Source organism: Streptomyces sp. NPDC000404, from assembly GCF_040300365.1.
Taxonomy (GTDB): domain Bacteria; phylum Actinomycetota; class Actinomycetes; order Streptomycetales; family Streptomycetaceae; genus Streptomyces; species Streptomyces ramulosus.
Genome location: NZ_JBEPDN010000008.1, coordinates 41,858 through 64,429, shown reverse-complemented (window position 1 = coordinate 64,429; position 22,572 = coordinate 41,858). Strand labels below are relative to the sequence as shown.

The following is a 22,572-nucleotide window of genomic DNA, read 5'->3' as shown; positions in this document are numbered from 1 at the left end:
CCACCACAGAACAGAAAGGACCGCCTCTGTCTGACCACTTTCGCTTCGGCTCCCATCCCGAGCACGGCTTCGTCGCCGCCGCCACCGCGAACATCCCCGCGCACGTCGCCGACTGGTTCCTGGTTCGCGAACAGTTCGAACCCGTCCCCGACGCCCCGGGCCTGTACCGGCTCACCCACCCCGAGCAAGACGGGGTCCGCCGCACGCGCCAGGCCATCCACGATCTGCGCCGCCACGGTTACACCGTTCAAGCCGATGTCCGCCTTGCCCCATCCCGCTCCGCCGACCCGCCACGCCCCGTCCGGCCCAACGGACTCCAGGAGCGCCGCAGCCGTCTCGCCGACGCCGCCGCCATCCGCACGACGCAGCATTCCTCGCCGTTGGCCGCCTCCACGCCGGCGGCCCGGCCAACGCCGCCGAAGCCCACCTACGCACCGACCGTCCACTTGACGGCCACGGCCGGTGGGCGGTCCCGATGACACCCACAGATGGCCCAGCCGTCAACGGTCCTGCGCCGCCAGTGCCCGAAGCCTCTGCCGGGGCGCGCCGCTTCCAGCTGCGGATGGCGGTCATCGGCCGCGAGACCGATGCCGCGCTCGACATGACACGCGACCACTACGGCCGCACCGTCCACACCGACGTCGCAAAAGCCGCGCGGGCCAACCGCGACAAGGCGGCAGTGGAGGCGTACACCACCCACCTCGCCCCACATACCGGGGCTCTCCTCGACGCCGCCCGCCGCGTGCTCGACAAACTCCCTCCTGCCCCGCACCTGGCTGGATGGCGGGCCGTACTGGATGAACTGGCCGCCTCCGCCGCCGAAATTCGCCAAGCCCTCGAACGACCGGTTACCCCCGGCTCCCGCTCCGAACGTGCTCAGCACGCGGCTCTGTGGCCGCACCTCGCCATCTGGGCAGACCACAGCTTCATCGCCAGCCACCTCGCCGACCAGCGCGATGGCCAGCACCACAAGGCTCCGCTGACCGACGAGGAACAGCAGCATTGGACCGGGTTGGCCCAAGCCGCGCGGAGACGAGGCGATCTGGAACTGGTTGAGTCGTGGTACGCCGCCGACGGGCAACAGATCACCCTCGCCTACCTGGCCAAAGACGACGACTCGACGGTGGTCGCGCTGCGCGGCGACCTTGGCGCTCCGGGCTGGCAGGTGATCGGGCGCTACGCCCACGAATACGAGGCGGGGGCACTGCCCTCCCCGGTTCCGCCCGGCGTGCTGCGCTCGGATGTCTCCCGGTTCGACCGCCCGGCACCGGCTCCGGAGGTGTCACTGCAGGAGCTCCTTCGCAATGTCGTCGAGGGCCAGACCGCCGGTGACGCATCAGATGCTCTCCTCGGCGCCGTCCAGAGCGGCTACTGCGCGGGCCCGATGGTCCGCCTCCAAGAACTCCTGGAAACGAGTGCGCAGTTCGCCAGCGCCCTGGAGACCGTGCAGGGCCGGCAGATCGCCGCCCGCCTCTCGGCGCTGGGCCGGCAGATCAACTTCCTCACGCGCGAAGTCGAAAAGGCGGCCAAGGACCTCGGCGCAACGGTCGCTGTCCTGCCCCCGCACCGCACTCCGGTGGTGCGCGCCCGCCCACGGCCGACCGTGGACACCGCGCCGCCCGCTCCGCCGGGCCGCGCCCGCACGACCACGCGCCACCACACGTAGCAGCACGGGCTCGGGGGACTGCTCAACGCCCTGTACAGGCTGTCCTCCTCGATGGTGCAACCGGCCACGGACCGCCCGCCGGACGATGCTGCGCTGGCGACGCCGTCCGGCCCGACACCGAAGCAAGATGTCCTCTCTGTGCAATCTTGCCCCGTTCCCACGCTTTAAGGAGATCGACTTATGGCCGTGCGTACGCACTGGACCGTGGAGCACGCCTGCTCCCACCAGGTAGATCACGACCTGTCCAACCGCCCTGCTGACAAGCGGGCGGGATTTGCCCGCTGGCTCGCCTCGAAGGACTGCACCGACTGCTGGAAGGCGGCGCGCGACGCCGACTCCGAATCGAAGGAGGAGTGGCTCGCGACGAAACGCGCCGAGGAGCAGGAGGCGGCCGTGGCGTGGGCCAAGCAGTTCGACATGCCGCAGTTGGAGGGCCCGGAAAGAACCCTTGACTGGGGTGAACGCTCCCGCCACCAACTGATGACGGCCGCGCACACCGCCCTCGTCATCGAGGGGGGTTGGGACGAGGCGGACTGGGCGGAGCTGGAGGAGAAGGCCCGCGCCATCACCCGTGCCGGATGGTGGATAGATCAGCGCGACACCGAAGGAGCAGACCTGCTCGAACTCCTCGACGCAGCCTCTGCGACGGACCGTGGGACGGAGAACCCGTTCCGTTGACGGCGGGGCAACATAGCCGGAAAACGTCCGTTTGGCCAACCGCTGTTTCTCCGGACTATTGATGTTCCCCCGCCAGCGACTGCGTGGAAGGAACTCATGTCCCAACCCCCGCCCACCTCGGCGTTCGCTCCGACGCCCGATCCGCTCACCCTCGATCGGGAGATCACTCACCAGCACTTCCAGGCCGGCGACAACGTCGTCGTCCTGAAGGGGATCACTGGCAAGGAGCTATGGGGCGACCCTATGCGCGTCGTGGCCCCGTCCTGGCACACGCCGACCGAGGAGAACGGCTGGCGCCTGCACCACCCCACCGGAGGGGAACAGAGCTTCATCACCGCCCACCCCCGCTACCTCGTACATGTCAGTCTTCACTGCCCGGACTGCCTCATCCACCTGCGTGCCATGGAGGACCTTCTCCTGCCCCGGTTCGCCGGACACGACGGTGTGCTGATCGATTGCGGCTGGTACACGGTCACGGCTCTCGGCCAGCTCGTCCACGTCGCCGACGTGCGGGCCAGCCGATGAACCGGCCTCACCGCCGCCCCGGACGTGCCCTCGCTCTCCTGCACACCCGCTCCCGGGCAACGGAGGACCCGAGCGATCCGTCGTGGCCGGGCCGCCTCGCGGCCGACCTACACGGCCTCGACGCCGACTGGCGGGAGTCGGCGGAGATCTGCGCGGACGCCGCCTGGGCGGCACGCGCCGCCGGCCACAGCGTCCTGAGCGTTCTCACGCCGGACCAGGTCACCGCGCCCAGGCTCGATCCGATCACCTCACGCACGTACCTGCACCTCACCGGCAGCGGGCTACGGTTCGACTTCCGGTGCCGGTCCCTCGAAAGACTTGTCGAGCAGCTCCCGCCGCGCACACGGGCGGCGATGGACTGCTACAGCCGCGCCTTGCACGCCTTCGCGCTGCTGGGGCAGTCCCGCCCGGAGGGCCTGGCCGCCATGGACGATGTCCTCGCCGAGTGCGGAGACCATCCGAAAGTCGTGCATGTGCTGCTGCACGGCCTGTGGCTGGGCCACCACCTGGACCGCGGCCCGGAACGCCTCCTAGACCTGGCCTCCCGGGCCCCGGCCCGGGACCCGATCGTGCTCTTCCGCGTGGCAGGCGCACTGCGCCGCCTCAGCCGTTACGAGGACGGACTCGCGGCCATCGACCAGGCGCTGGAGCTCCTGCCGCCGGGCGCCCCGGCCGTCCACGCCGACCTGGTCCGCGAGCGCCAGATGATCAGCGCCGCACACGACCTCTATCGGCACACCCGTACAACCGAAGCAACGCCGTGATGTTCCGCCTGCACGAGAGCCCGCCGGCCACAACCCGCTCGAAATGGCGCGAGGGCGGCTGGTCTCGCTGAACGTGGGGCTGACGGAGTACACGGTCGTCGCTCACTGGCCGGGCCTGGCTTTCGCCCTCTCCCGGACACCGCCCGCCGACCATCGTAGGAGAAACGTCTCCTTGCCCCCTACCGACCGCTTCCTGGAAATCCGACGCGACCTGCACTCCGGCGAACTCCTCGCCCGAGGCGGTGACTCCGAAGCGCACAGCATGCTGCAGCGCGCCGGTTTCGTCGCCGTGGTCCGCGTCCACGAGACCTACCACCGCGCCCCCGCCGACCTGGCCACCGATGACGAGTCCCGTCTCGCCACCGATGCCGTCGCCCGACTCCGAGCCGTCGGGTACCACGTCGACTGCGACGAGGGCTTCGACACCGACTCGCGTCCGGCCAGCTTCCTGCCGCTGGGTGCTTCGGTCGCCCACCTCGCCGACCGGATCCGCGAGGCCGCCACGACGGACGAGGTGGCCGGCACGCTGACCGAGCTGACCGCCGCCCACGACGGCGTCCTCGCCGCGCTGGACGAAGTCCTCGACGCCACCGCCGACTTCTACAACGGGCTCGGCAAGGCGGCCGATCCCTACGTCGCCCAGCGGCTGCGCTACCTCTCCGACGAGCACCTTCACGCCATCCGTACCGATCTCTCCTACATCCGTAATCAGCTCGCCGACCGGCATGCCCCTCACCCCGGCCGCAGCACCTGCGCCGCGGAAGTCCCGCCAACCGAACAAGAGCGGTCCGCCGTGTGCGCCTGCCCACCCCCGCCGCGCACGCTCCCGGCCCCGCCGCCGATGGCCGCCGGGCTGCGCCGCTGAACACCTCTTCGCTCAAGGAATCCATGCACGACCACGACACCTCTGCGAGCCTCGCCTCGTACGCCGATGTCCTCGCCGACGAGCTTCCCGGCGCTTGGAGCAGCTCTCATCTCCCGGCCGACGCCAAGGACGATCTCGCCGAACTCGCCGACCGTATCTGGGACCTGGACCTGGTCGCCGCCGCCCTCGCCGAGCGCCCCCTGCGGCAGGCCGCTGTCCTGAGCCGTCCGGGCGGCTCGCAGCTCGTCCTTCTGGACCGACACGAGCGCGACGGCTTCCTTGTCGCGGCCGTCGCTCCGCGCGCCCTGCCTGATGAGGCATACCGGGATGTCCCCGAGCCCAATGGCATCGCGCTGGCCGACGACCCGTTCCTGAGTGCCGAGCAGATCGCCAGCGATCTGCTCGCCCGCTACGACAGCGCCCTCGCGCAGGTCCGCCACAACGCCCTGGGCACTATCCAGCCCTCCCAGCCGGGCCGGATCGTCCTGACCTGGCAGCCGGATGGCAGCGTCGCCACCGTGCCGGCCGACGACCGCCCCGGCGCCGTCCTCGTGGCACACGGTTTCGACCTGGACCCGCAGAGCGGCATCTACCGTCTCAACGGCGACGACACGCAGGCCCAGGCCCGTGCCCTGCGCGAAGTCGGCCCGCAGCTCGACGCGCTCGGCATCGGCACTGCTCTCCAGCACCCCGCGGCCCGAATCACGCCCCCGGCCGCCCCGGCATTCACGCCGCCGGCCCCGACCGGCAGCCGTACGCCGGCCATCAGGTCTCGATGACGCAGGAGCCCGACTTCTGGGTGCTGGAGTACGTCACCATCACCAAGGACCCTCGCACCGGCCTGGTCGTCGCCATCGGCGGAACCGAGCAGGCAGCGGACCTCCTCCAACGGGCCGGTGGCTTCCTCTCCGCAGCCGGGCCTCGCGGGGACTACCACCGGCTTCCGCACGGTCTGCCCGTCGAGCAGCAGCGTCTGAAGGCGACCGCCGCCGCGCATGCCCTGGCCACCGCCGGTCACAGCGTCCACCTCGACCCCGCCCTGAACATGCTGGCCACACCGGACGGCGAACGTGAGGCAGCCCTGCGCTACGTGGCGAAGCTCGCCGAACGGGTCGCTACCGCCGAGACCAGCAGCGAGGTGGCCGAAGTCCTGGCCGAGGTCGCGTCCCCCATCCACGGGCTGCTCCCCCTCACCAGGGAAGTGATCGTCCGTGCCTGGATCACCGCCAGCGACCTCCAAAATTCCGAGCCCGGCAAGGAACCCGAGCCCATCGCACGGCTCGGGAACACCACCGACTCCCTGCTCCGGGCCGCCCACACCGTCCTCCGCGCCCGCAACCACATCGCACGCACAGCTCAACAGCCCGCCACCGCACCGCCACCGGGCCTCCGCACCCCGCCTTCAACTTCGCGTACCCACGGCCATGGGTAACCGCGCTGAAGAACTCGGCCTCGACGCCGCGATCTTCCGGCCGGCCCCCGGCCGCCCCGTCCGCGTCGACGTCCCCGCCGATGCCCCGCAGAGCTGCTCTGACTGCTCGGCCATCTCGGATTCCGGCGCGAGACCGTAGCCGCCACGGAGCGGACCGCCATCTGGTTCGACATCCCCCGCGTCAGTGGCGAGGAGGAACGAAGAGCCCGGGCCACCGGCGCCATTCCTGTACTTCTGGCCGCCGGGTTCAGTGCCCGCCTCCTCGTGTTTGCCTCCCCGGAAGCCACTGCCCTCCCGCCTACGCCGCCCATCACTGCGGCTCAGGGCCCTACCCCGTGATCTGCGTGGTACCGGCCCGACAGGCCGGTACCACGCCGCCCTACCAGGAGTTCTTGTCACCCCCGCACATCGATTCCCCCACCCGATCCACCGCGACCGCGGTCCTCGCCTTGCGACCTTCATCCTGCGCCGTTACCTGCGCGCCTGCATCGTCGGCGACCGCGAGCGCTCCACCCTTCTCGCTGCCAGCCGGCCTGAATCGGTCCTCGACGAATCCCGTCGCCTCGGCCGCCGCGGAGGAACATGACGTACGCCTCGACCTCCCCCGTACGCCTCGCCGACGACATCGCCCGCCTCATCACCACGCTCGACGACCACCTCCTGGTCGCCGGCCCCAAGCAGGGTGCCGAGATCCTCCGCCACGTGATCGACACCGAGGACGGAGTCCTCGGGCGGATCACCGGGGTGCTGATCACCGCCGCGCACCGCGCGAAGGTACAGGCCGAGGACGGCACGGCGTCGCCCGAGCTCGCCCTCGCCCTGGGACGTGCGGCGAACACACTCAACGACGCCGCACTGGACCTGAACGACCACGCCGACGAACTCAAGCGTCTTGCCCAGCCTTCCGGCAGCCCGGCAGCTGTCGCCCGGCCAGCGGCCAGCGCCATGGTCGCAAGGCGCCGCCGATGAAGAAGACGCCACCTCAGTGGGCACGTTGGGGCCCGGACCAGCCCGAGCAGCACTACCTCATCGAGCCGCGCTACCTCGCCGGCGGCGGCGACCTGCGCCACGTTACCGAGTACCTGCGAGCCTCCGGCTGGATCGACAAGACCAAGAGGGACGGCCCCCTCGTCTTCGTGAGCCGCGACAAATCCACGCAGGTCGCCTACGACCCGTACGCACAACCGGGCGGATGGCGCATCCAGGGCGCCGCGACGGCGCACCAGGACGCCTGGCACGTGACCTTCGACCGGCACACGCCGGTCGAGATCGTCGCCGGGATGACCGATGCCCTCACCCGCCCCGCAACAGCACACGCGCCGAACGTGTGGGGACCGCTGCAGCAGCAGCGGTGGCGCAGGGCACCGGGAGGCCATCCCACCGCGATCAGCCCGGACGGCGCCGCGTTCCTTCAGTGGCATCAAGCCGGTCCTGGCCAGGCCGTGTGGCGGCTCGGCGCCGGCGTCGAGACGGTCCTGAGCTGGAGCGCCACGGCTACGTCCACCACCCCGATGCACCTGATGGAAGCCCTGACCACCGCGATGGCCGCCCCCGAACCCGTCATGCGGCCCCGCGGGCACGTCCCGCCCACCTCACGCATCCGCGCCCACTCGCGCTCCGTACTGCCCTCGCAACTTCGAGGCTGGCAGCAGAACCGCCTCAACGCAGCGCGCGCCGCGACCTGGGCTCGCGGCGGCTGGACCAGTGCCCGTCCGCGCGGCAAGGTCCCGCCGCGCTTCGCCGCGCAGGGCGTCCGCAACCGCTGACCGCGGACCACCGGGTGATACCTCGACCGATTTCGCAGAAGGACTCATGCATCAACCGCCCTCGGACGGGCTCTCCCCGTCCCTCGAGCACATCGCTGCTGTCGGCACGGACGTCAGATATCCGTGCGATGTCTGGCCCCGCCACCTCGCCGGGCCCGGCGACGCGCGTCACCTCACCCACCCGCTCGCCGCCTCGGGGTGGACCCGCACGTCGGATCCGCTCGCTCCCGGTCTGGTGCTGCTCAGCCCCGATCAGCAGACCAGCGTCAGCATCAACCCGCAGTCTCCGGACCGGTCTTACTGGTGTTTCATCGGCCGCGACGGCACGCCGGAGGAGTGGTGGGCCGAGTTCGGGCAGGGGACGCCGGTAGAGATCCTTGCCGGACTGGCCGATGCTCTCATCGCGCCCACTCCTGAACCGGCTCCTACCGTCCCGGACGTGCTACGCCGGCACGGGTGGACCTGGGCCGGCGACGACGACTGCCTGATCTCCGCCTCGCCCGACGGGCTGGCCACGGTCACCCGCGACGGCAAGGCCGACGTCCGTGCCGTCGAGCCCTGGCACATCAAGGTGCGCGCAGCGACCAACCGCACCCTGTGGCACGGCTGGCTGGACTCCACCACCCCCGCCCACCTCGTCGCCGCCCTCGCCGAATCCTTGGCCAGCCCCACTCCGGTAGTGCGCTCCACCGCCAACATGCTGGCCCCGGGGGCCCAGCAGGCGCGCAGTTCCATGACGTCCGCGCAGCTGGCCGACGCGCACCTCCAGCGGGTCGAAGCCGCCGCCCGCAGCGGCCCCACCGCGCCCTCGCCCACCCCCGCTTCGGCGCTTCCTCCGCCCCCGGTGCCGGGGCAGCGACGCACGCGCTGACGCCCGACGCGCGGCTCTCCGCACCACGCCGACACCAGGATTCATGACCACCCCCGCACCAGTCCTGTACCGCCACCACCACCTCGTTCTCAACCGCCTTGCCCCTCCGGTAGCACCGCCCTCGCCCGTGCGAGAGCTGCCCCGATGAGGCGCACCCCGCAATCCGTCCTGCGCCACCCCGTCGCACCGCGGTACCTCGCCGGCAGCGGCGACCCCCGCTACGTCACCGCCCCGCTGTACGCCGTCGGCTGGACCGTGAGCACACAGCACCTGCCCGGTATCCGGCTGGCGTCCCCCGGCGGCTCTCGGACGCTGCAGCTCGCGCCCCGCCCGGACGGTGAGTCGGCACCCCACCCGCACGGAGAATCGTGGACGATCACCGGCCGCCCTGACCGCGGCTGGGCATGGAGCATCTCGGCCGACGGACAAACGCCGGTGGAGATCATCGGCGCCGCCACCGACGCGCTCACCTCCGGCCACGCGCCCACAGGCAACGACGAATTTGCCGTCCTCCGGTCTGCCGGTTGGAGCGTCTCCCGCGGCCGTCTGACCACCGCCACCTCCCCGGACGGCACCTGCGTCGTCGGCACGACCGCCGGCGCCGGCCTGTCCATCCTGGCCGACTGCCCCGATACCGGCCGAACGTTGTGGCGGGCCCACCTCAGCGGTGCAACGCCAACGCCCGTGGTCACGGCGCTGATCGGCTCCCTCGCGAGCCCTTACGGAGTGCTCCGCCCGCGACACGCCCTCCCCGTCAGCCCCTCGCACCTGCGCGTCGGCGAGGCCGTGCGGATACCGGCGCACCGCCTCGTCGACCTCCGTGTCGCCGCCGCCCGCCGAGCCCTCCGCCGCGGCCAATCAGGCCCCTTTCCCCTTCCGCCGAGCCCGGCCGGCGACAGCCGCTCCCCTCGCCGCCGTCCCTGATCCGAGGAGAACCACATTCCCGACGACACCCACGCTCACCAGCTGCGGCACCTGGCCCGCTACAGCCGCGCCAGTGCGGCGCTCAACTCCGCTTGGGACGCGTACAGCGACGCGTCTACGGATCTCGACGGCTGGCCGCACGACGACCACGCCTATGCCCTCCGTCAGGCCGAGCGCAACGCCGACGGCCTCGCCGCCTTCGAGCCCGTCCGCGACGCTGCACGCCAGCTTCTCGCCACGGCCGAGATCCAGCTCACGCGGATCTCGCCGTACGGGGGCCAAGGTCGCTGGCCGTACCAGATCGGCCTGCTGCGCACCGCGCTCGACCAGCTCGACGGCCTCCAGGAGCAGTGGGACCGCACCCGCGACGGCCTCCCTGACGCAGCCGCACCCGGCTCCCCGGCCTACGACGACGCTCTCGCCGCCTTCCACGCCGCGGCCTGGCCCCACCTCGACACCTGGGCCACCCATGGCTACGCCCTCACCGAGATCAACGCCGTCGCCCGACGGGCCCCGTCTCCCCTGGCGCCGGCCCCGACGACCACAGCCGTCGCACGGCGTCCCGAGGTCTCCGCGCGACGGTGACGCACGTGCCCGCGGCCAACGTCCGCTCACGCCCTCTGCCAGAACGTCCCGCCGGCGGCGCGCCGCGACGGTGACCGCGCTCGACTCACTCCCCTTTCAGATACGGTTCTGCTCTCCTCTTGCCCTCTGCTTCCCGCCCCTCCTCCGGTGATGGGTACGACGTCGCCTTCCGCGTCCTGCTCGGGGCGCTCGTCGTCGCCGTCGTTCTCGCTCACCTCACCTGGCTCTCCGGCAACACCGCCGCCCTGATCTCCGACGGCAGCTGGGCGCCGTACGAGCCGACCACCGCCCTCCTGCACCCTGACCGTCTCTGGCCGTCCGCCGGAGAAACGTCCCTTCTCATCTCCACCCGCATCATCCCCCTCGCCGCCCTGCTCGCCCTCGGCGCCGGCGCCGGGCTCCTATGGTCCCGGCACCGCGACACCGCTGGCTCCGGCGGCCGGAAGACGAAGATCACCGGCATGGCCCGAGCCCGGGACATCCAGCCGCTCCTGGCCAAGGCAGTCGCCGCCAAGGCCCGTGAGCTGCGGCCAAGTCTGGCGGGCACCGCGGACATCGCCCCCTCCGCCACCGGCATCCTGCTCGGCAATCTGGACGGCAGCCGCCGCGAAATCCGCATGTCGTACGAGGACGTCGCCGTCGCGATCATGGCGCCCCGCAGCGGAAAGACCACCTCGCTCGCGATCCCAGCCGTCCTCTCCGCCCCCGGCCCCGTCCTCCTGACCAGCAACAAAGCCGCGAACGACGCCTTCACCACCACGCTGGACGCTCGGGCGAAGGTGGGCCGGGTGTGGACGATGGACCCGCAGCAGATCGCCCACGCCGACCGCCAGATGTGGTGGAACCCCCTCGCCGACGCCAAGAGCTTGGAAGGCTCCCAGCGGCTCGCGCAGCATTTCCTCACCGCCAGCGTCGACGCTTCCCAGCAGGGCGACTTCTGGTCGAAGGCCGGATCCAACATCCTCGCCCAGCTGATGCTGGCCGCAGCGCTCGACGAACGGCCGATCACGGACATCATGGGCTGGCTCGCCGCCCCCGGCGACCGCACTCCGCTCGACATCCTCCGCGATCACGGCCACGACGCAGTCGCCGCCCAGCTCAAGGGCACCATCGAAGGCCCGCCCGAAACCAGGGATGGCATCTTCGAAACGAGCCGCCAGTACGCGGCCTCGCTCCTAAACTCCAAGATTTCCGCCTGGGTCACCCCTCAAAAGGACGTGCCCGAGTTCCGGCCGGCCGACTTCGCCACGTCGACCGACACCCTCTACCTGCTGAGCAAGGACGGCGGCGGCGGAGCCTCGGCGCTCATCGCCGCGTGCGCCGACTCCGTGATGCGCGCCGCAACGGCCGAGGCCGAGCGCGCCGGCGGACGCCTCGACCCGCCGCTGATCGCCATCCTCGACGAGGCCGCAAACGTGTGCAAAATCAGTGATTTGCCTGATCTGTACTCGCACTTGGGGTCCCGCGGCGTCATCCCGATCACCATCCTGCAGTCCTACCGCCAGGGCCAGCGCGTCTGGGGCGAGGTCGGCATGGACGCCCTCTGGTCCGCCGCCACCATCAAGGTGATCGGCAGCGGCATCGACGACATCGACTTCGCCGACAAGTTGTCCCGGATGATCGGTGACCAAGAAATCGAGACGGTCTCCACCTCTCACTCCGAGTCCGGCAAGTCGACCTCGGTATCGATGCGGCAGGAGCGCATCCTCCCCGCGGATGCCGTCCGCGCCCTCGCCAAGGGCAAGGCGTTGCTGTTCGCGACGGGCCTGCCCGCAGCGCTGCTCCGGCTGCGCCCCTGGTACCGCGAGCCCGGCGCCGACCAGCTGTCCGCCGCCTCCACGCGCGCCACGAAGGCGATCACCGCCCGCGCCCTCGCGAAGCACGAGCCACACCAGGACGACTACGGCCAGGCCGCGTAGCTCAACCAGCCTACTGATTTTCGGAGTTCATTATCGAGACCGTTGACCTTTCCCGTCACACCAGAGTCCTGGGCGCGCTGGCATCCGACCTCCGCGCCCTGGGCGAGGCCGTGCAGACGGCGCGGAGCAGCAGCGAGTTCGCCCGGCCGGTGAGCGACCTGGGCGCCGTCACCGCGCGGGCGCACGAGGTCGCACTGCGGGGCCACGCCGAACTCCAGGCCCTGGCGGCCAGCCAGTACGCGGTCATGGGCGGAGGCCAGGAGCATCTCGCCCGCCTCGTCGAAGCCGTCGCGAACACCGGCCTCGGCGCGGCCTTGTGCTCCCGCTCGATCCATCTGCGGACGGAGGTGCTGCTGTACGAGGACGCCGACACCACCCCGGCGTCGAGCCGCGAATGCCTCACGGGGGCAGTGGACCGGCTTCTCGCCGCAGCTGACGGGTGCAAGATCGTGGCCCACCACCTCTCCCGCCGTCTGGCCTCCGCCGCAGCTCGTAGCGCAGATCAAAAGCGCATCGCCGACGCGCTCTCGCAGAGCGCCGCCTCGCCGTCGGCCGCAGCCGCTCCGACCACCACACCCTCCGGCGCCGCGGCGGCCGGCCACCGCCCCCCGGTAGCCACACACCGCCCCCGCTGATGACCGCCTCGTCGGCGTCCTGCAGCCCAGCTGGAGACTCCCGGCACACCTACGAATCCGATGGCCTCGATGGCATGTCCCCGCGCAGCGCGGTGGAGGCGGTGCTCGCCGGCCTCCGCGGCCATCACATCACCGCCATCGCACAGCCGCAGCGGCCCACCGCGTCGGTGCAGCTGTCTCGGCCGGCCTCGGCCATCGCGCAGCGCTGCCCCACCCCAAGGAACTTCACCATCAGCAGCATCCCCATTGCCCTGGACCTCGTCGACACGGCCGATCAGATCGATCGCTTCCGATTCCGTCTGAGGGCCGACCCTCCCGATCTCCGGTTCCCGGCCCTGACCGGCGTGAGCGCGCAGGTCCGCACCCTGGTCGACATCACCACCGCCGTTCAGGGCAAGTTCGACGGCTACATGCACGCCTCCCGGACCGACGGGCACGCGCCGATCGTCATCCAGGCGTACAGCACCGCCCTCGCCTCGCTGGGCCAGGCCTTGGCCGAACTCAGTGTCGTTCAAGCCGAAGTCGCACTCCACGACCGCGCATCCTTCTCCGCGTATCGCAAGCGCCCGTCGGACGTTGACGTGGAGCGCCTGCGGAAGGACGCCGACGAGGTCGTCACGCACCACCGCGGGGAGGCGGACGAGATACTCGAATGCACGTCGATCGAAATCCGGCACGGCGCAAGCAAACTGGCACCGCCCTCAGCCCGCGTAGTGTCCGCTGCCCGCACCCACCCCACCCACGCCCCGACGCTCCCCGACGCGGCGCCGAACTCAGCGAAGAGCCGCTGATGCCCGCCCCGGCAACCCATGCCCTCCACACCGCCCTTCCCTGGTCACGGTGTTCGCTGGGCCTGTTCCTCGCCGCCGGCCTTCACCCAGCCGCGGTGGAGCGCCATCACCTCACCCGTCTCTCCCAGGCAGGGGCCGCCCTATTCGAAGTCGGGCTCCCACACCACGACGCCTTCCTCGACGGCCCCGTCATCCAGACCGCCTACCATCGCGCCCTGCAGCGGGGGAACGCGCTCGAACGCACCGTCCGCACCGTCGAGCACGCCGCCGGACTCCGTCCGACCGTCGTCATGACCTACTGGGAGCCCGTCAGACATCACGGCCCCGCCCGCCTGGCGCGCCAGTTCGCCGACGCCGGTGCCGCAGGAATGATGGTCGTCGATCTCCCCGACCACAGCGCCGCGCACTGGCACGACACCGCGGCGGGAGCGGGGCTGCACACCCCGCGCCTCATCCCGCGCCACACTCCCGCTGGCGTGCTGCCGAGCGCGGTCGCCGGAGCGCCCGGGTGGCTGTACGCGCCCGCCAGCTCGGCTCCGACCGGCTACCGGGGCCCGCTCGACACCGAGGCTCTCGCCGACTTCACCCGGCGCCTTCGCGCCGCGAGTCCGCTGCCTGTGGTTTCAGGGATCGGGATCTCCGCCCCGGCCCTCGCAGCCAAGATCGCACCGCTGGTGGACGCGGTCGTCATCGGCACCCCCCTCGTCCGTGCCCTGAGCACCGACCCCGATCAAGCCCCCGCCCTGGCCGCCGCGTTCGCCGCGGCCCTCCGCCACCCGCCCTCCCCTACGGACCTCCATGACTGATTCCCCCGTCCCCACCCGGGCCGAAGCTCTCGCCGGCCTCACCGCCGATGCGCTCGCCCTTCACCGTTCGCTGCGCGCCGGCCACCCCGCCGACACGCACACGCTGACCTCCTGGATCACCGACACCCACGTCCTCACGCGCACCGCGCTGCTCTTGTTCCGTGACCTGACGCGGCCCCGGCAGCACTCCGCCGAGGACCTGCTGCGCCTCGACCGCGTCGCGCAGATCGCCAAGGCCGCCCAGCACGCCGGCGCCGAGCTGACCGCCGCCCTCGCCCAGGTCGTCGATGGCGAGCGCCGCCGCTCCCGCTCCAGTGCCGCGGGGCCCGTCGTCCTGATCGGCCCTTCCCCTCAGCAGCACCTCACGTCGGCCGCCGAACTCCTCGACCGCATCCCCACGCTCTTCCACGCCCTCCACCACGCCCCTGACACCACCGCGCTCCAGGCCGTCCTCCAGACCACGGGGGTCGATGTGGATGAGCAGCAGCTGCGTCTCGTGGACGGCCCGCCGTCCTGCACGTGCCGCGAAGACGCGCAGAGCCCGGCTCGGTCCGTCGAGTTGGCCGCTTGATCCTGGACCTCTTCGCCGGTCCGGGTGGCTGGAGCCACGCGCTGAGCGTGCTCGGCGTCCGGGACGTCGGGCTCGAATGGGATGAGTGGGCCTGCAAGACCCGTGCCGCTGCCGGGCAGTTGACGATCCGGACGGACGTGGCGGCGTATCCAGTGTGGCCGTGGGTGGGCCGCGTCCACGGGTTGATCGCATCGCCGCCGTGCCAGGCATGGTCGAGGGCCGGGAGGCGCCTGGGCCTGATCGACCAGCCGCTCGTCCACCAGGCCGTCGCCGACCTCGCGGCCGGACGCGACACCCGCGTCGGTCTCCTGGCTGCCTGCCGCGACGAGCGGAGCCTTCTCGCCGCCGAGCCCATGCGCTACCTCCACGCCCTGCGCGCCGCCGGGCAGCCGGACTGGGTCGTCATGGAGGAAGTCCCCGACGTACTGCCCCTGTGGCGGCAGTACGCGGCCATCCTGCGATCCTGGGGCTTTTCGGTGTGGACGGGCGTCCTCAACTCGGCCGACTACGGCGTACCGCAGACCCGGCAGCGGGCGATCCTCCTCGCCTCCCGCGTCCGCGTCGCCGCTCCCCCCGCACCCACCCACGCCCAACATGCCGAGGGAGAAACCCTGTTCGGCCCCGGGCGGGAGCGCTGGGTGTCGATGGCGGCGGCGCTCGGCTGGGGCGCGACCGACCGCCCCGTCCCCACGGTCTGCGCGGGCGGCGGGCCCGGCGGCGGACCTGAGCCCTTACCGTCCGGCGCCCGCCGGGCGCTGTCCGGCGCGCGAGATCGCGGCACCTGGGTCCCGGTCGACACGGTGCTGGAGCCCCGGGATTCGGGTCGGGCCGCCCGGCTCGGCGGCCGCCGCTCCCAGACCTCCGATGCTCCGGCGTCCGACCGCACCGGTCAGACGGGACGGTGGAGGTGGGCGCTGCGGAGCAACAACCAGACCAACGCCACCGTGCGCGGCATCGATGAGCCGGCCGGAACGCTGTTCTTCGGGCACAGGTCCAACGAATGTACCTGGGTCGCCGATCCCGACCCCGCTGAGCAGGCGGACGGTGCACCCAACCCGCCGCCGGAGCCGATCCGGATCACCGCCCGCGAAGCCGGCATCCTGCAGACCTTCCCGGCGGACTACCCCTGGCAGGGCAACAAAGGCCGAGCCTTCAACCAGATCGGCAACGCCGTGCCCCCGCGCCTGGCGGCCCACCTCCTCGCCCCGCACCTCGGCGCCGCTGTCCGCCCCGACGACTTCACCCTGGCCGCCTGATGTCCTCACCGATCCCACAGATACCTCACCCAGGGAGCCCTCACGCCCTCCGACATCCCCACACCGCACGACCTCGCCCGCGCCCTGGCCCAGCACCTGCACCCGGATGCCACGCCCCGCGACGTCACCATCGGCGTCGATGCGCGCCGCACTGCTCCCCCGCACTTGCGCCACCGTGGGCGGGGCGGCCCCGTCAACGCCGTCGCTCTGTCGTTGCATGCCGCGCTCTTCGGCCTGCCGGAAGACCGCCCACCCCTGCCGACGGCCCTCGACGAACTCCTGCAGGCCACCTACACCGCCCGCGACGGCGATCAACAGCAGGCAGTGCTCGACCAGCTGTCCGATCAGCTTCGCAACGCCGCCGAGATCCTCGAATGGGCCCGCAACCACGCCAACTGGCGCAGCCTGCCGCCGGATACCTGGGAATGGCTGCGAGACGCGACGGACACTGCCCGGCTTCTGGCCGACGGACTCGACAGCATCAGCCCCACCTTCGCCACGCCAGTGCCCTCGGCCTCGAACACGAACGCGAACGCGAACGCACCGAGCCAACCCTCGGCCGCCCCGTCGCCTCTGCCACCCGGCCCCAGCGCCTCTCCGGGGCTTGCCGCCTGCCGCCGCTGACCGCCCCCTCTCCAGCCCCCAGCTCCGTTACCCCCATGACGTCATCACTCTGGTCGCCTGATGCCCGCGCCCCACGTGAACACGATGCGGTCCAGGACGGCGTGTTCACGGCACAGCCCGTGCAGTACGCCGAACAGGCCCTGCTCGGCGCTCTCCTCCTCAACCCTCGCCTTCTCCCCGGTCTCCCCCCGCTCACCGCCGACCACTTCGACAACCACACCCACGGCATCCTGTTCACCGTGATGGGGCGGCTCGCGGTGCCGCCCCCGGCTGAGCACGCCACGACGCCGGTGTGGGTGACCGCCGTCGCCGACGCGGCCCGGGCCGACGCGCCAGGCGTGACGCAGTCCTACCTCCACACCCTCATCGCCGCCTGCCCCGCCCACGCCCACGCAGCCGCGTACGCGGGGATGATCCGCGCCGACCACGCCCGCCGCACCCTGCGCGAGCGCGCCCTCACCCTGGAACAGGCCGCGACCGACACCCACCATCCCCAGCCGGCCACCGCGACGCTCGCCGCCGCCGACGCTCTCGCCGCCGAACTCGACGCCTTCGCCGCCGCGCACGCCCCGCACCCCGGCTCGCTCCCCCACGCCCCTACACCCGCACCACCGCCCCGGATGCCGTCCGAGGACGTCCGGGCCGACGAACGCGACCTGCTCGCAGCCCTCGCCGCAGCCCCCGACACCCTGCAGCGCCTGCGCTGGCTCTCCGCCGACGACTACGCCATCCCGCTGCACGGCGCCGTCCACCGGTGCCTGAACGCCCTCGCCCACCGCCGCGAACCCGTCGACCCCGTCACCGTGCTGTGGGAAGCAGCCCACCGCGGACTGCTCGACCACACCCCGGCCGCCGACGTGATGGCACTGGTCAGCACTCCCACCGGCACCCCGGAGTACTGGGCCACCGTGGTGGTGGAGCGCGCACTCCTCCACCAGGCCCATACCACCGCCCGGCACATCCACGCCTACGCGGACGCCCCCGCCAACACCCCGCACCAGCTCATCACCGGCAGCCGCCGCGCCCTCGCCGCACTCCACGCGATCCGCGTCCGCTGGCACCAGGCCGCCGCCGCGCCCCGAGCCCCGGGAACTCGCCGCCCCGCCGCCGCACGAGGACGCCCACCTCCGTCGACGCGCCTACCCGTCCCCGCCGCCACAGCGCCGAGACGATCCTCGTGACGCAAGACCACGCCCCTCACACCCCTCCGGCTCCCGCACAGGGCACCACCGGACCTCACAGGCAGGACCAGCCATCGACGCTTACCTCCACCTCGATGTCCACCCCTCACATCCCACTGCCGTCGTCGCCACCCTCACCGGCACGCAGTCCTGGTCTGTCAGCTCCGCGCTCCTGAACGCCGACTGGGCCGCGGCATCCGCCGACACCCTGGTGCTCGCCCGCATCGACCGCCAAGAACCGTCCGTAGCCCGCCAAGTCGCCCAGTTCTACACTGCCCTGGGTGCCACCGTCGTGATCACACCCCGGCTACAGGAACTGATCGACAACATCGAGACCCGGGGAATGTCCCCCCAGGCTCAGCGGCTGTATGAGGACATCCGCGACGGCGACCTCGTCATCCACGCCCACGCCCATAACGGCAGCACCACCGCCGCGGTCGGCACGTACCTCTCCACCGGCACGAGCATCCACCTACACGGCGAAGACCACCTCCGGCAGCAGACAGAGGATTTCTCCTCAACCGGCCGAGCCCTCCGAGCGTTCGAGGACACCTACGGCGACCGCGTCCGTCCCGGCCCCGCTCCCGCGACCGAAGCGGAGCGGCAAGCCGAAGACGCCGTCACCTCCCTCAGCGCACCGACCACCACGCCTGCCGAACCCGCCGGGCCTCAGCACCTTCCCGCGTACGCCCTCGCCCACGACACCCGCGCGCACCGAAACCACCTCAGCCCGACGCCCCCGACTCCTCCGGCGCCGCGGGCCGACCTCACCGACCGCCGCACGCGGTAGCCGCGCGAACAGCATCCCTGCCTGCACCAACGACCTGACCACCACCTCACCGGTAGCAGCCACCACCGCGAAACGAACCTCATGACACAAGACATAGATGAACTACAGAATGCCCGGTACAGCCCCACGCGCATCCGAGCTACATGGAACGGCACAGGAAGCGTGAGCGACGCGGCCAAGGCCCTGGGGTTCTCCCGCTCGAAGGGGTACGACCTTGTCCGCCGCGGAGCCTTCCCGTGTCGTGTCCTCACCATCGGTCGCACCTCCCGCGTCGTCACAGCATCCCTGCTCCGCGTCCTCGAGAGCGGCGAACCGGAATACAACACACCCTAAAATGGCCTGACTTGAGGGGTGGCGATCGGAGTTCGCCTCACGATGAGGGCCGCAACGAGTGAAGCACCACCCGAGCGACGAGAAGCTCGTCAGGGATCTGATTCCGCAGATCATCCGAGAGCGCGGGGCCATACCGGGCGCCTATATCGCGAACCCGGAGGAGTATCGCGGCCGACCGCGATACAAGTTCGTCGAAGAGGTCACGGAGGTCCTGGCAGCGCAAGAGGGAGATGACGCACTGACCGAGCTGGCAGACGTGCTGGAGGTCATGCACGCCCTCGCCGCGGACCTGGGATCCGACATGGCCGAAGTGGAGACGATCCGCGTGGCCCAAGCACAGGAGCGAGGCGGGTTCGCCGACCGGGGCATCCTACGCGGAACCCGGTAACCGCTACTCGGCAATGTGAACGGGCGAGCGCCGTTCCCGAAAGGCGCCACGACGTCGCACCCGGGCCGCACAACAGCGAGTTCGAAGTCGCCTCACCCAAGCCCCCTCCACGTCGAAACAGATCACAGCGTGGGCGCCGGTTGACCGGCGCCCACGCTGTCGCTCAACCGGCACCGCCTGATCCGCCTTGAGCAGCACCACGGTCGGCACGGCCGCGATCTGTCACACTCCGGCATAGCTCAGCTGGAACAGCTCACGGGCGCGGTGCAGGTCTCGCTCGGTGCGCAGCTGCACCTCCAGGTCGCCCCCGCCGTGATGGCCGAGACCGGTGACGTCCCTGGTGAACCCGGGGACGAGGTCCACCACCTTCGGGTCCGCCTTGAGGTAGACCAGCACCTTGCTCTGCCGGGGCGGGCAGATATACGCGAAGTTCCGCAGCCGGCGGTACGCCCGGTACGTCTTGCGCTGCACGCAGGTGACGCCGTCCCCGGCGCCGAGGAGCATCTCATCGGCCGCGTCCGCCAGCTCCGCCATCGCGCCTCGCGCCTGCGCCGTCGTCTGCGGCGGCGCTTCGCAGCGCCGCAGACGCCTGCCGGCCGACCTCCCGGTGACCGACGCCACGGTCTCCAGGCCGATGTGTTCACCGCCGAAGTACCGGTAGCGGACCAGATCGATGCTGTGCCGGTGCTCCCGCACCGCATGAGCGTCGTAGCGGGTGTAGTCCCCCGCGATGCAAATCAGCCGGGGCGCGGTCCACAGGATGTGCGCCGCGGCCGAGGCTCCGATCCGGTCGCTGACCAGCCCTTCGAACACGCTCCGGTGCCGCATGAGCCAGGCCAGGTAGTACAGGCCCTGGTTGATCACCCCCGCGTCACGCCCGAGCTTGTACTCGATCACCACCGGGCTGCCGTTCTCATCGACCCCCAGCGAGTCGATCCGCCCGCCCCCGTCGCCGTCGCAGCCGATGACATACTCGCTCGCCACGAACGTGACCCCCAACATCACGTCCATGTTCGCCTCCACCAACCCCTGGACATCCGCCTCGACTTCAGCGAGATGCGACGCGACCTCAACCACACCGTTCTCTGTGTGAAACAGCTTCAGGCCCAATCCCCTCCTTGGAATGCCCAGCCATAACACCGGGAGGTACTGGGTTATTTCCTTGAATCCCTTAACTCTTGCAGTGATTTCGTGCGGCCCTCGTCAAACCGCGCGCGGAGCGCTTGGCTCAGGCCGTCGCGATCCCGCTCAACCTGCCAGGCCGGGGCGGACCGCCCCGTCGATGGCCGCTTCGCCTCCTTCGACCGGCACGCCATGCTGCTGCACCGCCTCGTCGACGCCCTTGGCGGCAGACACAGCCCTCGCGTTCTCCTGGGAGTTCACCCCTCGGTGGTACGCCCGGCCTCCAGTGCAGCGTCAGCGCACACTCTCTCTCGCACATATCGCGCCGCCAGGCGCAGAGGGGCCGCACCGCACCGCCCACCGGGCCCTCTCCGCATTCGGCTATCACCAGGACGGGGCAGCAGGATCTACTTGGCCCTGGCCTCCGCCTCCACCAGCTCCTTGAACTGCTGGAGATCGCTCCGCACTCCACGCTCGATCGCGACTGCCTGCGCGAAGCCCTGCGGGCCGCCGAAGGATTCTTTGATGGTGCCCGGGTCGTACTCGAACCGGGCCTGGAGCCGCGTGTGGCCGCGGTCGATGGGCAGCAGCGAGAAGGTCCCGGCCAAATCGGGACCGCTCGTGGTCTGCCACGTCATCACGTTCTCCATCTCACGGTCGACGATCTCGATGTCGAAGTCCTGTGCCCGGCCGGCCGCGTCAACGTCAAGGTGCGCCCGTCGCTCACCCTCCGGCCGAGCCGCCCGTACACCGTTGAGGAACTGCGGATAGGCCTCCGCACGATGCAGGCAATCCCAGGCTGCTTCGAGAGGGACAGCGATATCGATGTGTTCTTCGAGCGTAGACATAAGCACCTCATACTCTCCGGGGCTTCACCAGCACACCCCGTATCTTCGTCGGGCCCCTCGCGCCGGCCGCTTCGTCCACCCCAGCCCCTCATCAGGTAGGTCCGGCCTGGACCGCCCCGGAAGTCGCCACCGCCTCACGTCCACTCCTCCGGACTGCCGCCGTGCCACTCGATCGCCCCCTGCGCCGTCGCCAGCAGCACATCCGGATCGTCGACGCCTGCGCGCCGCAGGAACTCCTCCACGTCCGCCAGGTTGTACGCGAGGCCCAAGATCTCGCCGCCGATCGTCACCCGACGGCCGCCCGTCGGCGACGGCGGATGCACGACAACGGTTCGCCTCATGGAGCCATAGTCAGCCCCTGGGCCCCGTCCCGCACCCCGAAGCCATGACAGGCGGCAAGCGCGACGCCGGCCACCATGACGAGGGACAGCGGGAAGGGCGCCCTCCCCGGCCACGGGGCGCAACGAGCCCGAAATCCCCGCCACCACCATCGTCAGCCCCCTGGCTCCCGGGCTCCTCCCCCTCCAGTTCCTGCTCCGTAGGATCAGCGACTACCGCCTCCGACTCTGCCGCTCCCCGGCACCTTGCTGATCCGCAGCCCGGATGTGGCCCACCTCCTGCACGGCATCCTGGATGGGGCAGCCCGCCTCCATGAGCATCGCCACCAGCGCATCCAGCGGCCCGAGCGCCAGCTTCAGCGCGTACTCGGAGGGCACCTCGGACGCGTCCAGCGTGCCCAGGCCTGCAGCGGTGATGCCTCTGTTCGCCGCGATCCGTTCAGCAGGTGCTCCACCGCGCCCACAGCTCCGCCAGCTGCGCCGACGTGCCCAGCGTCCATCCAACCGCTCTCGCTGAGCTGCCACACCGCCCCGGCCGCCACCTTCAGCTTCTCCGGACGCCCCGTCGCCCGGTTCACCGGATCTCGGCCACCGCCCGCTACCGTGCCAGCCGGCCGTACCCGGAATGCCGCCATGTCGATCGGGAGACGGTCCAAGGTCTGCCCGCGGGAGATGTCCTCCAGCAGCCGCTCCACGTCCGTCAGGTAGTGCGTTACGCTCGATGGCCGCCCCGGCTCCCGGGGATACGCATGGCCTCCAGCCTCATCGGCACGGCCTCAGATCCCCGCGCCCCTTCGGGTCCCGGGGAAGAGCATGGCGACGTGGGGCCGGTCCCGCGCCTGCTCGCACTGCGAGGCCGTCTCCGGATCGCCCGCTAAATTCAACTGCGGACAT

At 71.1% G+C, this 22,572-nt stretch carries 26 protein-coding genes; 22 read left to right on the top strand and 4 right to left on the bottom strand.

Features of this window, described 5'->3' with window-relative positions:
• Positions 1 to 26: 26 nt before the first annotated feature.
• The 22 genes from ABT345_RS16910 (at position 27) to ABT345_RS16805 (ending at position 19,370) form a co-directional block, all read left to right on the top strand.
• A complete protein-coding gene (locus ABT345_RS16910) occupies positions 27 to 479 on the top strand; it encodes a hypothetical protein (RefSeq protein ID WP_345092972.1) in 453 nt (150 codons plus the stop codon).
• Positions 476 to 1,666 carry a hypothetical protein gene (locus tag ABT345_RS16905; protein ID WP_386461579.1) on the top strand — a complete coding sequence of 397 codons (1,191 nt, stop codon included), beginning with the start codon at positions 476 to 478 and terminating at the stop codon, positions 1,664 to 1,666. Before ABT345_RS16910 ends, ABT345_RS16905 begins: the two co-directional genes overlap by 4 nt.
• A 180-nt stretch (positions 1,667 to 1,846) precedes the next feature.
• Positions 1,847 to 2,344, top strand: coding sequence for a hypothetical protein (locus ABT345_RS16900; protein ID WP_345092815.1), 498 nt, complete (start codon positions 1,847 to 1,849; stop codon positions 2,342 to 2,344).
• A 96-nt stretch (positions 2,345 to 2,440) separates the two neighbouring features.
• Positions 2,441 to 2,869: a hypothetical protein gene (locus tag ABT345_RS16895; protein WP_345092818.1), complete on the top strand. Its 429-nt coding sequence runs from the start codon at positions 2,441 to 2,443 to the stop codon at positions 2,867 to 2,869.
• On the top strand, positions 2,866 to 3,633 hold the full coding sequence (locus ABT345_RS16890; protein WP_345092821.1) for a hypothetical protein: 768 nt from the start codon (positions 2,866 to 2,868) through the stop codon (positions 3,631 to 3,633). The genes ABT345_RS16895 and ABT345_RS16890 overlap by 4 nt, the downstream gene beginning before the upstream one ends.
• Before the next feature lie 172 nt (positions 3,634 to 3,805).
• Positions 3,806 to 4,498, top strand: coding sequence for a hypothetical protein (locus tag ABT345_RS16885; protein WP_345092824.1), 693 nt, complete (start codon positions 3,806 to 3,808; stop codon positions 4,496 to 4,498).
• A 23-nt stretch (positions 4,499 to 4,521) separates the two neighbouring features.
• On the top strand, positions 4,522 to 5,277 hold the full coding sequence (locus tag ABT345_RS16880; RefSeq protein WP_345092827.1) for a hypothetical protein: 756 nt from the start codon (positions 4,522 to 4,524) through the stop codon (positions 5,275 to 5,277).
• On the top strand, positions 5,274 to 5,930 hold the full coding sequence (locus ABT345_RS16875; protein ID WP_345092830.1) for a hypothetical protein: 657 nt from the start codon (positions 5,274 to 5,276) through the stop codon (positions 5,928 to 5,930). The genes ABT345_RS16880 and ABT345_RS16875 overlap by 4 nt, the downstream gene beginning before the upstream one ends.
• Before the next feature lie 582 nt (positions 5,931 to 6,512).
• Entirely contained in the window at positions 6,513 to 6,899 is a 387-nt protein-coding gene (locus tag ABT345_RS16870; RefSeq protein WP_345092833.1) for a hypothetical protein, read from the top strand.
• Complete coding sequence (locus ABT345_RS16865) at positions 6,896 to 7,696, top strand: SPDY domain-containing protein (protein WP_345092837.1); 801 nt, start codon at positions 6,896 to 6,898, stop codon at positions 7,694 to 7,696. Before ABT345_RS16870 ends, ABT345_RS16865 begins: the two co-directional genes overlap by 4 nt.
• 46 nt (positions 7,697 to 7,742) lie before the next feature.
• Complete coding sequence (locus ABT345_RS16860; protein ID WP_345092840.1) at positions 7,743 to 8,567, top strand: SPDY domain-containing protein; 825 nt, start codon at positions 7,743 to 7,745, stop codon at positions 8,565 to 8,567.
• Positions 8,568 to 8,711: 144 nt separating this feature from the next.
• On the top strand, positions 8,712 to 9,491 hold the full coding sequence (locus tag ABT345_RS16855; protein WP_345092842.1) for an SPDY domain-containing protein: 780 nt from the start codon (positions 8,712 to 8,714) through the stop codon (positions 9,489 to 9,491).
• Between the two features lie 704 nt (positions 9,492 to 10,195).
• The gene (locus ABT345_RS16850) at positions 10,196 to 11,995 is read left to right on the top strand and encodes a type IV secretory system conjugative DNA transfer family protein (RefSeq protein WP_345092845.1); all 1,800 of its coding nucleotides are present in this window, start codon (positions 10,196 to 10,198) and stop codon (positions 11,993 to 11,995) included.
• A 110-nt stretch (positions 11,996 to 12,105) separates the two neighbouring features.
• Positions 12,106 to 12,630, top strand: coding sequence for a hypothetical protein (locus tag ABT345_RS16845; protein WP_345092848.1), 525 nt, complete (start codon positions 12,106 to 12,108; stop codon positions 12,628 to 12,630).
• Positions 12,631 to 12,704: 74 nt separating this feature from the next.
• A complete protein-coding gene (locus ABT345_RS16840) occupies positions 12,705 to 13,421 on the top strand; it encodes a hypothetical protein (RefSeq protein ID WP_345092851.1) in 717 nt (238 codons plus the stop codon).
• Positions 13,421 to 14,227, top strand: a complete 807-nt coding sequence (locus ABT345_RS16835) for a tryptophan synthase subunit alpha (RefSeq protein WP_345092854.1) — start codon at positions 13,421 to 13,423, stop codon at positions 14,225 to 14,227. The genes ABT345_RS16840 and ABT345_RS16835 overlap by 1 nt, the downstream gene beginning before the upstream one ends.
• On the top strand, positions 14,220 to 14,798 hold the full coding sequence (locus ABT345_RS16830; protein ID WP_345092857.1) for a hypothetical protein: 579 nt from the start codon (positions 14,220 to 14,222) through the stop codon (positions 14,796 to 14,798). Before ABT345_RS16835 ends, ABT345_RS16830 begins: the two co-directional genes overlap by 8 nt.
• The gene (locus ABT345_RS16825; RefSeq protein WP_345092860.1) at positions 14,795 to 16,054 is read left to right on the top strand and encodes a DNA cytosine methyltransferase; all 1,260 of its coding nucleotides are present in this window, start codon (positions 14,795 to 14,797) and stop codon (positions 16,052 to 16,054) included. Before ABT345_RS16830 ends, ABT345_RS16825 begins: the two co-directional genes overlap by 4 nt.
• 213 nt (positions 16,055 to 16,267) lie before the next feature.
• Positions 16,268 to 16,678, top strand: a complete 411-nt coding sequence (locus ABT345_RS16820; RefSeq protein ID WP_345092863.1) for a hypothetical protein — start codon at positions 16,268 to 16,270, stop codon at positions 16,676 to 16,678.
• Positions 16,679 to 16,713: 35 nt separating this feature from the next.
• Positions 16,714 to 17,859, top strand: coding sequence for a DnaB-like helicase N-terminal domain-containing protein (locus tag ABT345_RS16815; protein ID WP_345092866.1), 1,146 nt, complete (start codon positions 16,714 to 16,716; stop codon positions 17,857 to 17,859).
• 211 nt (positions 17,860 to 18,070) lie between these two features.
• Positions 18,071 to 18,649: a hypothetical protein gene (locus ABT345_RS16810; protein WP_345092869.1), complete on the top strand. Its 579-nt coding sequence runs from the start codon at positions 18,071 to 18,073 to the stop codon at positions 18,647 to 18,649.
• 391 nt (positions 18,650 to 19,040) lie between these two features.
• Positions 19,041 to 19,370 (top strand): nucleoside triphosphate pyrophosphohydrolase, encoded by a 330-nt coding sequence (locus ABT345_RS16805; protein ID WP_345092872.1) that lies wholly within the window; start codon positions 19,041 to 19,043, stop codon positions 19,368 to 19,370.
• A gap of 222 nt (positions 19,371 to 19,592) precedes the next feature.
• Here ABT345_RS16805 and ABT345_RS16800 read toward each other — a convergent pair whose 3' ends face one another.
• From ABT345_RS16800 to ABT345_RS16785, 4 genes are all read right to left on the bottom strand, one after another.
• Positions 19,593 to 20,447, bottom strand: a complete 855-nt coding sequence (locus ABT345_RS16800; RefSeq protein ID WP_345092875.1) for a DUF5655 domain-containing protein — start codon at positions 20,445 to 20,447, stop codon at positions 19,593 to 19,595.
• Between the two features lie 171 nt (positions 20,448 to 20,618).
• A complete protein-coding gene (locus tag ABT345_RS16795; RefSeq protein WP_345092877.1) occupies positions 20,619 to 20,753 on the bottom strand; it encodes a hypothetical protein in 135 nt (44 codons plus the stop codon).
• A 146-nt stretch (positions 20,754 to 20,899) separates the two neighbouring features.
• A complete protein-coding gene (locus ABT345_RS16790; RefSeq protein WP_345092880.1) occupies positions 20,900 to 21,340 on the bottom strand; it encodes an SRPBCC family protein in 441 nt (146 codons plus the stop codon).
• 134 nt (positions 21,341 to 21,474) lie between these two features.
• Entirely contained in the window at positions 21,475 to 21,681 is a 207-nt protein-coding gene (locus ABT345_RS16785) for a hypothetical protein (protein ID WP_345092883.1), read from the bottom strand.
• Positions 21,682 to 22,572: the final 891 nt, after the last annotated feature.